Source organism: Janthinobacterium sp. GMG1, from assembly GCF_034427795.1.
Taxonomy (GTDB): domain Bacteria; phylum Pseudomonadota; class Gammaproteobacteria; order Burkholderiales; family Burkholderiaceae_D; genus Janthinobacterium.
The window spans coordinates 16,261-29,977 of the sequence record NZ_JAXQNT010000014.1 but is presented as its reverse complement, the minus strand read 5'-3'; the positions used below and the strand labels follow the sequence as shown (position 1 = coordinate 29,977).

The following is a 13,717-nucleotide window of genomic DNA, read 5'->3' as shown; positions in this document are numbered from 1 at the left end:
TGAATAAATGAGTGAATAAGTGAGTCGGTCAGGCGGCCCTGCGCACCGCGCTTCTGGCAGGGATGACGCACACGTCGCCATCGCTGCTGGTGGCCGTCGTCAGGGCGATGCCGTACAGCGCAGCCAGGGCCGGCACGGCGCCGGCATCGCTGGCGATATCGGCCACCAGCTGGCCCGAACGCACCAGCAGCAGCCGGTCAAAACCCAGCAAGGCGTGATTGATGTCGTGCAGGATGGCGATGACGGCGTGTCCGCGCGCGGTGCAAAACTGCTGCAGGCTATCGAGCAGATCGAACTGCAGGCCGGGATCGAGCGCCGCCAGCGGTTCGTCGACGAGTATCAAGCCATCTTTGACATCCCACATCTGCGCGAAGATGCGCGCCAGTTGCACCCTGGCCTGCTCGCCACCGGACAAGGTGTCCAGGCGGCGCCCCAGCAAATGCCCGGCGTGCGCCTGGGCGGCCGCGTCCTGCACGATCTGCCCCAGTTGCGGGTCGACCAGGCGCGCCACTCTTCCCAGGCCGATCACCAGCTCGCACTGCAATCCGAAGGCCACGTGCGAGCCTTGCGGCAGCACGGCGCGGCACCGCGCCAGGTCGGCCAGCGGCCACTGCGCCAGGGGATGGCCGGCAAGCATCACCTGGCCCGCCTGCGGCTGCAGTTCGCGCGCCATCAGTTTGAGCAGAGTCGACTTGCCGGCGCCGCTGGGGCCGAGGATGGCGATGCGCTCGCCCGGCGCCACCCGCACATTGAAGGGGCCGAAATACTGCTGGCCCAGTTGGGTGGTGGCGAAGGAGAGTTCCAGCAGGGGCGTCATGTTCACCTCTAAGCGGTGCCGTGGCGGAAGCGCCGCAACAGCATCAGGAAAAATGGCCCGCCCAGCAAGGCCGTGAAAATGCCGACGGGGACTTCCGCCGGAATGGCGACCGTGCGCGCCAGGGTGTCGGCCAACAGCAGCAACAAGCCGCCGGCCAGCATGGCCAGGGGCAGCACACGGCGCTGGTCGGCCCCCAGCCAGGTGCGCACCAGATGCGGCGCGATCAGACCAATAAAACCGATGCCGCCGCACCAGGCGACGGCAAAACCCGTCAGCACGGCCACCAGCACGATCACCTGCGTGCGCAGCCGGCCCACGTCGATGCCCACGTGCAGCGCCTGCGCCTCGCCCAGCGCCAGCGCGTTCAATGAGCGCATCAGGAAGCGCGTGGCCCACAGTGCGCCGGCCAGCACCACCAGCAACGCCGCCACCTGGCGCCAGCTGCCGGCCGACAGCGAACCGAGGGTCCAGAAAGTCAGGGTGCGCAGCTGGTCATCGCTGGCCAGGTAGATGCACAGGCCCATGACGGCCACCGTGATGGCGTTCAGCGCCACGCCCGTCAGCAGCAGGCCGACGATGGAACCGGGCGTGGCCCAGCGGGCGACCCTGTCGAGCAGCACGCAAATGAGCATGGCGCCGCCAAACGCGGCCCCCGGCAACAGCCACACGCGCAGCTCGGGCGCCACGTGCAGGCTGGCGGCGAAGACGATGGTGGCCGCGCCCGCGCAGGCGGCGCCGCTGCTCACGCCAAGCAGCCCCGGATCGGCCAGCGGATTGCGAAACAGCCCTTGCGTCAGGCCGCCGGCCAGCGCCAGCGCGGCGCCGATCAGGGCGGCGAACAGGGCGCGCGGCAAACGGATATGCCACAATACATACGCGCCGCCTGACAGCGCCTCGTCGCCCGCTTGAAACGGCGCCAGCCAGTCGGCCAGCGTCACGGGCACGGCGCCCGCCTGCACGGCAATGAGCAAGCCGCACGCCAGTGCGGCGGCCAGCAAGCCGCCAGCGCCCCAGCGTGGCCAGCGCCAGGGCGTGACGGACACCAGGGAGGCCACGTTCATGCTGTCATGGCTTTGGCAAACGCGGTGTCGAGTTCCGCCAGCGCCTGCGGCATGCGCGGGCCAAAGCCCAAGAGCAGCATGGCTTCCAGCGACACGATGCGGTGCTTGCGCCCGGCCGGCGTCTGCCCCAGCCCTGGCAGTTTCAGGATGCCGTCCACGCCGCCCGACGCTTTCAAGCCCTGGTCCGTGACGAGCACGATGTCGGGCCGCGCGGCGATCACGGCTTCGGGCGTCAGCGGCTTGTAGCCGGCGAATCCACCCTGCCCGCCCATCACGTTGACGGCGCCCGCATACGCGAGCATGGCGTCGGCGCCCGTCTCGCGCCCGCCCACCATCACCTGGTTCGGCGCATGGGCGAGGATGAACAGCACGCGCACGGCTGATTGTCCCGGTGATTGGCTGCGCTGGCGCACCTTGCCCAGGGCGCCGTCCCACTGCTGCTGCAAGGCTTGCGCCAGGCGCGCGGCGGGGTCGGCACGTCCCGTGATCTGGCCCACCTGTTTGACCCGTTCGAGCAAGCCTTCGAACTTGTTATTCGCGTTCAGCACCGCCACCGGCACGCCCGCGTCGCGCACCTGGCGCAGCACCGCCGACGGTCCCGCTTCCTCGGTGGCGATCAGCTGCGTGGGCGCCAGCGACAGCACGCCCTCGGCCGACAGGGTGCGCGCGTAACCCACCTGCGGCAGCTGTTGCGCCACGGCCGGATACAGCGAGGTGGTATCGACGCCCACCAGTTCGCCCTGCGCTTCGAGCGCATAGACGATTTCCGTCAGGGCGCCGCCGACGCTGACGATGCGCCGCGCTTTCGCCACGGGTTTACCCGCGTCCGACACGGCGGCCAGCACCTGCATCGGCGCGGCCAGCGCCAGCGCGCCCGCCCCCATTTTTTTCAGCGCGATGCGGCGCGCCACGCTGGCGGCGATCATGCGGCGCATAGTTCACCCTCCTGCAGCACGCGCTCGACGACGTTGCGCCATTCGCACAGTTCATGCACGCCCGGCTTGCGTTCGCCAAAGAACATGACAATGGTGTCGCCCTTGGCGTCGAACAGCTCCACCGATGTCACCAGGCCATCGACGGTCGGCTTTTTCACCACCCAGGCGCTGGCGATATGGTCTTCGCGCAAATGCAGGTTGAAGCGCGTGTCGAGGACATTGATCCACGGCCCCATCACGGCGATCTTGTGCACCGGCCCCGAATGGATCTGGATCATGCCGGCATTGCCGACGAAGGCCATGATGGCCACCTTTTCGAGGGCGGCGTTATTGAGCAGGTCGAGCACGCAGGATTTGTCGAGCTGCTGCACGAAGCGCGGCTCGGCCAGACGCAGGCCTTGCAGGCGCGAGACCGAATATTTTTTCAGCACGGTGAAAAATTCATGCGTGTCGCGCAAGTCGGCCCAGGCGGCGCGAAAGCCGGCCACGTCGATCTGCGCGTCGGGCAGTTCGGCCGGCGGCACCGCCGCTGCCGTCACGGCGATGCCGGCCGCCTGGTCCTCGTCGGCGAAGCGCGTTACCAGCGCGTCATAGGCGGCCAGGTCGCTTTGCGGCTTGAGGAAAATCTTGTGCACGGCGTGGCCGGCCGCATCGAAAAACTGCAGACTGCGCTGCACTTCCTTTTCGCCCATCTCGCGAACGGCAAAGCCATGCGCCCACTGGCGGTAAAACACGCGCAAGTCGATGTCGCCGCCGAGCACCAGGCCCACGTGGTTGGTGTGACTAGCTTTTCGATAGACACCCGTCTTTTCATGCACGCACGAAGCGTTACGCGTGAGCGCCATGACTTCGCCCAGCGGCTCCAGCGCGGCGATGATGGCGGGCCAGTCGGCCTGCAGGCGCTCGGCGCCCAGCAAGGCGCCATCGGCCAGCGACAGGCCCGCATGCGCGGCGATCAGCTCGCCTTCGGAAATGGCCAGTTCCTCGGCGATGTCGCGGTGGCGGGCTTTCTTTTCGCGGCGCAGGCGGGCAAATTCGCTGGCGACCAGCTCGGTGTTGCAAATAGGGGGCATGCTCGTCACGGTGTCTCCTTTCAAGGCGAACACTGGCTGGCATGGGCTGGCTGGTGGTAGGGAATCTTGAAATCAATTATAAATGAGAATCATTCGCAATCAAGAGTTATTTGTGCGCGGCCAAAAAAAAGCGCCGCGACAGGAAACCCGTCGCGGCGCAAAGGAGACCGATCAATACAACCGATCAGTTCGGGAAAAAAGGTCAGGCGCTCGCTTGCACGGCCGGCATGGAGACCGGCTTGGCAGTGGGACGCTGCGCCAGCAAGACGACGGCGGCCAGCACCATGGCACCGCCCAGCAATTGCGTGCCGCTCACGGATTCCTTCAGCAAGGTCACGCCGAACGCCATCGTGATGACGGGTTCAAACGTGGAAATAATGGACGCCTTGGCCGCGCCGATTTGCGCCACGCCGGCAAAGAAGGCGGCAATCGCGATGGCCGTCGAGAACAGGGCAATGGCGCTGACGGCCAGCCAGCCCGTCGCCGTGCCCGGCAAGGACACGCCTTGCCACAAGGCAATCGCGCTGTTCGACAGGCCGGCCGTGCCCAGGATCACCACGCAGGCGGCCAATGGGTGAATATTCTCGCGGCTTTTCGACAGGCTGTTGCCAAACAGGATGTACACGGCATACACGCCGGCGGCCATCAATGCCAGCGCGATGCCGATGGGCTGGCCCTGCAGCTTGCCGCCCAGGGTGATGGCCATGCCGGCAATGGCCAGCGCCATCAGCACGAGCATGCGCCGGTCCAGCTTTTCCCAGCCCAGCGCCAGCGCGAGGATGGTGACCAGCACGGGATACACATACAGCAACATGCCGCACAGGCCGCTACTGGCATACATCAGGGCATTGAAATAGCCTTGCGACTGGGCCGTGTACATCAAGCCCATCAGCATGTAGCCGGCCAGCAGGCGGCCGCGCGGCAAGCGCCAGCCACCGAGCCATACGAGCGGCAGCAACAACATGGCGGCGATGACGAAACGCAAGGCCAGCATGGTCGACGGGTTGACCCCGGACGCATATGCCGCCTTGGCAAACACTGCGGAACTGCCGAAACCGGCGGCCGACAGCAACACCAGCGCAACAGCGCGGCGATCAGACATGCTAAACCTCTTCAATAAATCGGGTAGAACGAAGAACAAGGCGGGCTGTCCGGAGCGCCTCTGCGGGCGGTCTCGTTCCTGGCTTGGGATGCTTGCGCAAAAAATCCTGCATTAATCATATTGCGGGTCACTTCACGCAGTGACGGCATCATATTCGCTTGCGCAAAATGAAACAAACCAATATTCTTCACGGATAGGCCGAATATTACTGAGGCTCAATTCTCTTGAGAGTGCCATGTCACGTCCCTTGCCCCCACTCGCCGCCCTGCACGCCTTCGAGGCGGCCGCCCGCCATGAAGGCTTCCAGCGCGCGGGAGAAGAATTGCACGTCTCGGCCGGCGCCATCGGCCACCACGTGAAACAGCTGGAAGCGTGGCTCGGCATCGTGCTGTTCCAGCGCCTGCCGCGCGGCGTCGTGCTGACCAATGCCGGGCAGCGCTATGCGGCCTCGCTGGGGCCGATCCTCAACCAGCTGGCCGACGTCTCCGAGCAGGCGCGGCGCCAGGGCGACGACAAGGTGGTGACGGTGACGGCTACCAGCTCGCTCGTCTCGCGCTGGCTGATGCCGCGCCTGGGCCGCCTGCGCGACCGCTATCCGCAGATCGAACTGCGCGTGCTGGCCTCGATGCACCCGGTCGACCTGGCGCGCGATGGCGTGGACGTGGCCATCCGCCTGGGACCGGGCCGCTATCCGGGCCTCAAAGTGGATTTACTCATGGAAGAATGGTTTTCCGCCGTCTGCAGCCCCGATTTTCGCGCCAACGCGGCCAGCCTGCGCCAGCCCGCCGACCTGCTGCGCTATCCGCTGCTGCACGACGAGCCGGAAGTGCACCTGCCCGGCGAAATCGACTGGACGCGCTGGCTGCACAGCTGCGGCGTGCATTACAGCGGCAATAGCGGCAACAGCGGCGCGCGCTTTTCGCACACCTATCTATGCCTGGACGCGGCCGCCAGCGGCCAGGGCGTGGCCATTGCCGCCAGCCCCCTGATCGGCGACGACCTGCGCTCGGGCCGCCTGGTGCGCGTGTTCGAACACGCCGTGCGCGGACCTCACTGCTATTATCTGCTGCGCTCGCCCCAGGCGGAAACGCGGCCCCTCGTGCACGCATTCTGCGAATGGCTGATCGCCGAGGCGCGCGCCGACCAGGAAACCGTCTGGCCCACCGTGGAGACCGCATGACGAGCAGGGAACTGGCGCGCAGCGCGCAATACGTAGTCCAGCATGACTATGAACAGGCCACGGTGACGGCGGCCGATGGCCGGCAAGCCAGCGCGGGCGAATTCTATGGCGACCCGGCCGTGGCCTTGATCGACATCAATGAGCAATGGTGCGCCGTGGCGGGCGAGGGATTGGTGCTGTGCCGGATGGAGCAACCGTTCGGGCAGTGCGTGGCGTATTTTCGCGAACCTGGAGCTACCGTCTGGGTCATGGAACTACGGCAAACAGGGCCATTTGCGCTGGAGTGGCAGGATGAAGACGGCGTTTGGCACACCCTCGATTTTGACTTTGATACGATGTAACAGAACCTTCGCGACGCCTCACAAAACCGTAGCGAGCGGAAGGGAGAGGTGGCTAAGAAGCGCAACCGTATTCTAGTACGGTGAGCATCGCAGGCCGCCTATACCGACGCGCAGTAGGTTTTGTGAGGCGTTTTCAACTTACAATTTAATGAAGTGCTCGCGGTAGTACTTCAATTCCTCGATCGATTCGAGGATATCGGCCAGCGCCGTGTGCTTCTGGTGTTTCTTGAAACCGGTGGCGATTTCCGGCTTCCAGCGCTTGCACAGCTCTTTCAGTGTCGACACGTCAACATTGCGATAGTGGAAGAATGCTTCCAGCTTCGGCATGCCGCGCACCATGAAGCGGCGGTCCTGGCCAATGGTGTTGCCGCACATGGGCGACTTGCCTGCCGGCACGTATTTCTTCAGGAACGCGATCAATTCCGCTTCCGCCTGGGCTTCCGTCACGGTCGACGCTTTCACCTTGTCGATCAGGCCCGAGCGGCCGTGCGTGCCCTTGTTCCAGGCATCCATCTTGTTCAGGGTTTCATCCGACTGGTGAATCACGAACACGGGGCCTTCGGCCAGCAGGTTCAAGTGCATGTCCGTCACCACTACCGCCACCTCGATGATGCGGTCGGTATCGGGCTCCAGACCCGTCATTTCCATGTCGACCCAGACCAGGTTCATCTCATTTGGACGTGCGGGCACGGCGGGTGCGGGGGTGGATGCAGAGGTGGGTGCAGATAAGTCGGTCGCTTGTGACATAATTCTCTCTTGGCCTAATCAAACTAAATAATCAGCCATTTTCTCACAGGCACAGAATGTATTCACTCGCGTTTTCGATTTTGTTTGTATCCGTCCTCGTTTTGACCCTGGCCGTGCGCTTCTGGCTCGCTTCGCGGCAGATCCGCCACGTGCTGGCGCACCGCGCCGCCGTGCCTGCCGAGTTCGCGGAAAAGATCCCGCTGGCCGCGCACCAGAAGGCGGCCGACTACACGGTGGCGAAGACCAAGTTCGGCTTGCTGACCCTGCTGATCAACTATGCCGTGCTGATCGGCTTTACCTTGCTGGGCGGCCTGCAATGGCTGGCGCTGCACCTCAATGAATGGATGGGGCCGGGTTCGCCCATGCTGTACCAGATCGGCCTGATCGCCGCCTTTGCCGCCATTTCCGGCCTGATCGACCTGCCCTTCGATTACTACCGCCAGTTCGTGCTGGAGCAGCGCTTCGGCTTCAATACCATGGCGCGCAAGCTGTTCTTCACGGACATGCTCAAGGGCGTGGGCCTGGGCGCCGTCATCGGCCTGCCGCTGATCTGGGTCGTGCTGACCCTGATGGCCAAGTCGGGCGACTTGTGGTGGCTGTACGCCTGGTTCGTCTGGAGCGGCTTCCAGTTGCTGATGATGGTGCTGTTTCCCACCGTCATCGCCCCCCTGTTCAACAAATTCACGCCGCTGGCCGACGAAGCGCTGAAAAGCCGCATCGAAGGCTTGATGCAGCGCGTCGGATTCGCCTCGAAAGGCTTGTTCGTCATGGATGGCTCGAAGCGCAGCGCCCACGGCAATGCGTATTTCTCGGGCTTTGGCGCCAACAAGCGCATCGTTTTCTTCGACACCCTGCTGTCGCGCCTGGCGCCGCAGGAAATCGAAGCCGTGCTGGCGCATGAACTGGGCCACTTCAAGCTCAAGCATATCGTCAAGCGCATCGCCATGATGTTCGTCATCTCGCTGGGTTTCCTCGCGCTGCTGGGCTTCCTGAAGACGCAGCCATGGTTTTACGCGGGCCTGGGCGTCGACCCTGTTGCCCTGGCGCTCACTGGCCAGCCGACGGATGCGCTGGCACTGCTGCTGTTCATGCTGGCCTTGCCCGTCTTCACTTTCCTGCTGGGCCCGTTGACCTCGCTCAGCTCGCGCAAGCACGAATTCGAAGCCGACGCCTTTGCCGCCACGCACACGCAGGCGGACGACCTGGTCTCGGCGCTCGTCAAAATGTATGAAGACAATGCGTCGACCCTGACGCCCGACCCGCTGCACTCGGCCTTTTACGATAGCCACCCACCGGCCAGCGTGCGCATCCGCCACCTGAAAGGGGCTGCCACATGAATACGCCATCGACTTCGCAAGAACTGGTCCAACTGTCCTGCACGCCGCGCCAGCAGGCGCTGGGCGACACGGATATCGCCACCCTGCACGCCCTGCTGCCGCAGTGGAGCTTGCAAAACGGCAAGCTGTGCCGCGACTTCGGCTTCAAGAATTACTACCAGACCCTGGCGTTCGTGAACGCCCTGGCCTATATGACCCATACACAAGATCACCATCCGGAGCTCATCATTACTTACAAAACCTGCGCCGTGCGCTACGACACGCACTCGGTCAACCAGGGCGCCGGCGGCCTGTCCGAAAACGACTTCATCTGCGCCGCCAAGGCAGACCTCATCTACCAGAGCAGCCAGGTGGCCCCATGAGCGAAGGCAAGTTGACAGGCGTCATCATCGCCGCCCACGGCCGCCACTACCTGGCCGACGTGGACGGCGCCAAGCTGCAATGCGTGACGCGCGGCAAGAAAACCAATGTGGCCGTGGGCGACATCGTGCACCTGACGCGCACGTCCAACGACCAGGCCGTCATCGACCGCATCGAGGAACGCAAGACCCTGCTGTACCGCTCGGACCAGTACAAGTCGAAATTGCTGGCCGCCAACCTGACGCAGCTGTTCATCGTCGTGGCGACGGAACCGGGCTTTGCCGACGACCTGATCTCGCGCTCGCTGGTGGCGGCCGACGCGGCCGGCATCGAGGCGCGCATCATCCTCAACAAAACGGACGTGACCGCTTCGCTGGAACGCGCCCGCGAACGCCTGCTGCCGTATTCCTCGATGGGCTATCCCGTCGATGAAGTGTCGGCACGCGCCGAACCCGAGCACGCCGTGGCCACCCTGGCGCCGCTGCTGGCGGGCCAATCGTCCATCCTCATCGGCCAGTCGGGCATGGGCAAGTCGTCCTTGATCAACCTGCTGGTGCCGGACGCCGACATCGCCGTGCGCGAAATCTCGGCAGCGCTCGACACGGGCAAGCACACGACGACCTTTACGCGCCTGTACAAGCTCGACGAACTGGGCGCGAACAGCTCCATCATCGATTCGCCGGGCTTCCAGGAATTCGGCCTGTACCACTTGTCCGAAGGCATGCTGGAGCGGGCCTTCCGCGAATTCCAGCCGTATCTTGGCGGCTGCAAGTTCTATAACTGCCGCCACCTGATCGAGCCGCAGTGCGCCATCCTGCAAGCCTTGTCTGAAGGTAAGATCGCCAAGATGCGCCATACCCTGTACGGCCAGCTGCTGCACGAATCGGCGCAAACGCTGTATTGAACGCGCCTGGCGCCCGCCATCGGCGCGGGCGCCAAACCGACAAAAACATTACCACCACGAATTAAACAGAATTAAATTCTGTTGTTCAGCCTGCTTTCGCGCATTCATTCCAAAACCATCCATCGCCCGAATTCGCGTTTCAGCGCCGGATTCCGGCGTTTCATCGCTTTGCGCTGGCATCGCGCAGGTCCACTTGCTACCTTGGCATTGTCCCCGCCAGCGAACCTGCTGGAGACAACATTGGTCTAACTCCAACCAGCATTTTGATCACAAGGTGAAATCATGAAAGCATCGTTCTCGCGTACCCTCGCCCTTGGCAGCGCCGCCCTCGTCCTCGGCCTGTCTTGCCTCAGCGCCAGCGCGCTGGAAATCGGCGACCAGGACAAGGTCCAGGTCTCCGGCAAGGTCTACAAACTGGCCCCGCAGGAATTCAGCCAGTACGGCAATCGCTACCAGCTCGACACGGGCGATACCTTGCTGCTGCGCCAGCAAGTCAACCGCTACTTCACGCAAATCAAGGGTCAGCCCGAAATAGAACTGTTCGGCCGCGCGCCGGGCGTCTTTGAAACAGCCGGCGGCACCCGCATGGAATTTCGCAACGATGGCGACGTCATCGCCATTACCGGACTGAACAATATTCCGGGCGCCATCGCCAAGGCTGGCGAAACGGCCAGCACCGTGCACTTCGCCGGCCGCTAAGCAGGTAGCACGGCAAGCAGCGCGGCAACTGGCCGGCAAGCCATCGCCAGCCTGTCCACGGGGCGTGCATCGGCCGGCAGGGGCTGGTGCACGCCCCACCCGCTTTGCGCAGCCTGAAAGGGCGCGCGCAAAAAATACTGTCGAGTCGGCCAAACAACTGCATCCGAATGCAGCTTACAATGCGATCCAATAAGGTGTCACTGGCCGCGGGCCAACACCATCGCCTTGCAGGAGATTTCGGATGGAAATGTTCGCACTCGAACATGACATTGCACAGTGGGAAGACACACTGCGGCCATTGCGCGCCCTGGAGCGCTTGCCCTTGCTGATGCTGCTGGCCTGGCATTTGCGCCAGCGCAACTGCGCACAGGCGCTGCACCATGCGGCCGAAGCGGCGGCCTTGCTGCCCCAGGCCCAACTGCCGGACCACGCCCTGGCCATCGCGCAAGCGCGCCTGCAACTGGTACAGGCGGAAGTGGCATGGCTGCAAGGTGCGCTCGATGTGGCCGAAAACCTGGCCATGGCGGCGCACGCCATCCTGTGCGCCCACGGCGACGGCGCCGCTTGCGCCGACGCCCACTGGCTGCTGTCCTCGATTGCCGTCGACCGGGGCGACCATGCCCGCTGCGATGCCGAATTGCTGGCCGCTGCCGAACAAGCGCGCAGCGCCGGCGATGCGATGCGCGCCAGCCTGGCCGACGCGGCCACGGCGCGCTGGGCCGTGTTGCGCGATGCACCGGCCGCCCAAGCCCGCTGGGGCGCCTCCTTCCAGGCCGACGGCGCCAGCGGCAAGCTGCCCGCGCCGCTGGCTGCCTGGGTGCATGACTTCCGCGGCTTGCTGGCGCACACCTCGCGCGACCTGGGCACGGCTGCCGGCCACTACATGCAAAGCTACGAGGCGGCGCTGGAAAGCGGCCAGCTGCGCGGCGCCATCACGGCCGCCATCAATATCGGCGATTGTTTTTCCAGTCTCAACGACAACGAATCGGCCCTCGAATGGATGCAGTGCGCGCTGGACCTGGCGCGCCCCACGGGCTGGCCGCGCAGCATCGGCGCCTGCCAGACGCATACGGCCGAAACCATGCGCAAGCTGGGGCGCCTGGCCGCTGCCGAAGACTTGCTGCGCCAGGCGCTGCTCATCCTGGCGCCCGTGGCAGGTGCGCGCACCTATGCCAACGCCCTGTTCCACCTGGGCGAACTGAGCCTGGACAAGGGCGACTACGACACGGCGCTCGACGCCTTCAGCCGGCTGGCGCAGCGGGCCGAAGCGTTGGGCCAGGCCGATTTCCGCAGCATGGCCCAGCGCGGCAGCGCCCACGCACTGTCCTACCTGGACCGCCCGGACGAGGCGCTGCAAGCGGCCGAGCGGGCTTGCCAGCTGGCCACCGCGCAAGGCGACGCCATGCACCAGGTGGCGGCGCTGCGCGTCTTGTCCATGCTGCATGCGCGCCATGAGTTGCCGCCGCCCGCAGACATGCTGGAACGTAATCCCGCCCTGCATTTCCTGCACCAGGCGCTGCAGGTGGCCGCCTCCATCGAAGGCTATTCGCCGCCGGGCGAACTGCTCGACGCGCTGGCGCGCGAATACGCGCACGCGGGCGACTATGCGCGCGCCTACGATATCGCCCTCGATGCGGGCATGGCGCGCGAAAAAAGCCACACCCAGCAGGCGAGCAACCGCGCCACCGCCATGCAGGTCTACCACCAGACGGAACATGCGCGCTCGGAAGGCTATCACCACCGCGAACTGGCCGCCTCCGAAGCGCGCCGCGCCGAAGTGCTGCAGCAGACCAGCGACACCCTGGAACGGCTGTCGGCCATCGGCCAGGAAATCACCACCCACCTCGACGCCAGCGCCGTATTCCAGGTGCTCGACCGCCATGTGCATGCCTTGCTGCCCGTCAACACTTTCGCCGTCTACATGCTCGACGCGGCAGGCACGGCGCTGCGCCGCGCGCATGGCATGGAAGCGGGCCGGCCCCTGTCCGACAACGCCATTCCACTGAACAATCCACGCGCCTACTCCGTGCGCTGCCTGCTGGGCCGGCGCGAAGTGTATATCGACCAGGTACCGCCGCGCCGCCACGCCTACACGGTGCCCGGCACCCTGCATAACCAGAGCGTGCTGTACGTGCCGCTGATGGTGGGCGAGCGCGTGCTGGGCGTGATGACGGTGCAAGCCTGCCATGCCAACGCGTATGGCGAACGCGAGCGGCTGATCTTTCGCACCCTGTGCGCGTATGGCGCCATCGCGCTCGACAATGCCAGCGCCTACCGGCAATTGCAAGATGCCCAGGCGCAACTGGTATCGCAGGAAAAACTGGCCGCCCTCGGTTCCTTGATGGCCGGCGTGGCGCATGAGCTGAATACCCCGATCGGCAACAGTCTGCTGATCGCCAGCACCATGCAACAAAAGACGGAAGACGTGGAACGCCTGATGAACGGTCCCGGCCTGCGCCGCTCGGACCTGGCCGCCTTCATCGACGATGCAGGCAAGGCGTCGGCGCTGGTGATGCGGGGCCTGCGCAGCGCGGCCGACCTGGTCAACAGCTTCAAGCAGGTGGCCGTCGACCGCACCACCGAGCAGCGGCGCCGGTTTGACTTGCAACAAGTAAGCAATGAAATCATCGCCACCGTCATGAACCGCATCCGCAGTTCGGGCCACCGCATCGAAGTGGAGATAGCCTTCGGCATCGCCATGGACAGCTATCCGGGCCCGTTCGGCCAGGTGATCACCAATCTGATCAACAATGCCCTGCTGCATGCCTTCGCTCCCGCGCCCAACGATGGCGCCGCCGGCACCGGTTGCATGCGCCTGTCCGCCACGATGGAAGCGGCGCGCGTGCAGATCGTCTTCGAGGACAATGGCGGCGGCATCGCGGAACAGCATTTGTCGCGCATCTTCGACCCCTTCTTTACCACCAAGCTGGGCCAGGGTGGCAGCGGCCTGGGTTTGTCGATCAGCTACAACATCGTCACGGCCCTGCTGGGAGGCACCATCCAGGTGGCCAGCAGCCCCGCCGGCACGCGCTTCACCCTGGACTTGCCGCTGGAAGCGCCCCAGCTGGACGGCGCTGCGCCCGCCAGCATCTATTAACCACCACCGTTTGCCCGGGCGCAGGCTTGCCTATACAAGTACGCGCCCGGCCAGTCTTTCCAAT

General features: G+C 64.8%; 13 protein-coding genes. 7 read left to right on the top strand and 6 right to left on the bottom strand.

What is annotated here, in order from left to right; translation table 11 throughout:
* Positions 1–28: 28 nt before the first annotated feature.
* From SJI03_RS25875 to SJI03_RS25855, 5 genes are all read right to left on the bottom strand, one after another.
* Positions 29–817: an ATP-binding cassette domain-containing protein gene (locus SJI03_RS25875; protein WP_322429110.1), complete on the bottom strand. Its 789-nt coding sequence runs from the start codon at positions 815–817 to the stop codon at positions 29–31.
* 8 nt (positions 818–825) lie between these two features.
* Entirely contained in the window at positions 826–1,878 is a 1,053-nt protein-coding gene (locus SJI03_RS25870; RefSeq protein WP_099380808.1) for a FecCD family ABC transporter permease, read from the bottom strand.
* Complete coding sequence (locus SJI03_RS25865; RefSeq protein ID WP_322429109.1) at positions 1,875–2,813, bottom strand: heme/hemin ABC transporter substrate-binding protein; 939 nt, start codon at positions 2,811–2,813, stop codon at positions 1,875–1,877. The genes SJI03_RS25870 and SJI03_RS25865 overlap by 4 nt, the downstream gene beginning before the upstream one ends.
* On the bottom strand, positions 2,801–3,886 hold the full coding sequence (locus tag SJI03_RS25860) for a hemin-degrading factor (protein ID WP_099380806.1): 1,086 nt from the start codon (positions 3,884–3,886) through the stop codon (positions 2,801–2,803). The genes SJI03_RS25865 and SJI03_RS25860 overlap by 13 nt, the downstream gene beginning before the upstream one ends.
* Positions 3,887–4,088: 202 nt before the next feature.
* A complete protein-coding gene (locus SJI03_RS25855) occupies positions 4,089–4,988 on the bottom strand; it encodes a DMT family transporter (protein ID WP_058051029.1) in 900 nt (299 codons plus the stop codon).
* A gap of 235 nt (positions 4,989–5,223) precedes the next feature.
* Between SJI03_RS25855 and gcvA the strand changes: the two genes are divergently transcribed.
* Positions 5,224–6,168, top strand: a complete 945-nt coding sequence (gcvA, locus tag SJI03_RS25850) for a transcriptional regulator GcvA (RefSeq protein ID WP_058051030.1) — start codon at positions 5,224–5,226, stop codon at positions 6,166–6,168.
* Entirely contained in the window at positions 6,165–6,509 is a 345-nt protein-coding gene (locus SJI03_RS25845) for a hypothetical protein (RefSeq protein ID WP_322429108.1), read from the top strand. The genes gcvA and SJI03_RS25845 overlap by 4 nt, the downstream gene beginning before the upstream one ends.
* A gap of 138 nt (positions 6,510–6,647) precedes the next feature.
* On the opposite strand, the gene orn is transcribed toward SJI03_RS25845, so the two are convergent.
* Positions 6,648–7,256 (bottom strand): oligoribonuclease, encoded by a 609-nt coding sequence (gene orn, locus SJI03_RS25840; RefSeq protein ID WP_180287809.1) that lies wholly within the window; start codon positions 7,254–7,256, stop codon positions 6,648–6,650.
* Positions 7,257–7,312: 56 nt separating this feature from the next.
* Between orn and SJI03_RS25835 the strand changes: the two genes are divergently transcribed.
* The 5 genes from SJI03_RS25835 (at position 7,313) to SJI03_RS25815 (ending at position 13,653) form a co-directional block, all read left to right on the top strand.
* Entirely contained in the window at positions 7,313–8,593 is a 1,281-nt protein-coding gene (locus SJI03_RS25835; RefSeq protein ID WP_322429107.1) for a M48 family metallopeptidase, read from the top strand.
* The gene (locus SJI03_RS25830; RefSeq protein ID WP_322429106.1) at positions 8,590–8,955 is read left to right on the top strand and encodes a 4a-hydroxytetrahydrobiopterin dehydratase; all 366 of its coding nucleotides are present in this window, start codon (positions 8,590–8,592) and stop codon (positions 8,953–8,955) included. Before SJI03_RS25835 ends, SJI03_RS25830 begins: the two co-directional genes overlap by 4 nt.
* Positions 8,952–9,857, top strand: a complete 906-nt coding sequence (gene rsgA, locus SJI03_RS25825) for a ribosome small subunit-dependent GTPase A (protein ID WP_034785059.1) — start codon at positions 8,952–8,954, stop codon at positions 9,855–9,857. The genes SJI03_RS25830 and rsgA overlap by 4 nt, the downstream gene beginning before the upstream one ends.
* Positions 9,858–10,139: 282 nt before the next feature.
* Positions 10,140–10,556 (top strand): hypothetical protein, encoded by a 417-nt coding sequence (locus SJI03_RS25820; RefSeq protein WP_322429105.1) that lies wholly within the window; start codon positions 10,140–10,142, stop codon positions 10,554–10,556.
* Between the two features lie 241 nt (positions 10,557–10,797).
* On the top strand, positions 10,798–13,653 hold the full coding sequence (locus SJI03_RS25815; protein ID WP_322429104.1) for an ATP-binding protein: 2,856 nt from the start codon (positions 10,798–10,800) through the stop codon (positions 13,651–13,653).
* The last annotated feature ends 64 nt before the right edge of the window (positions 13,654–13,717 follow it).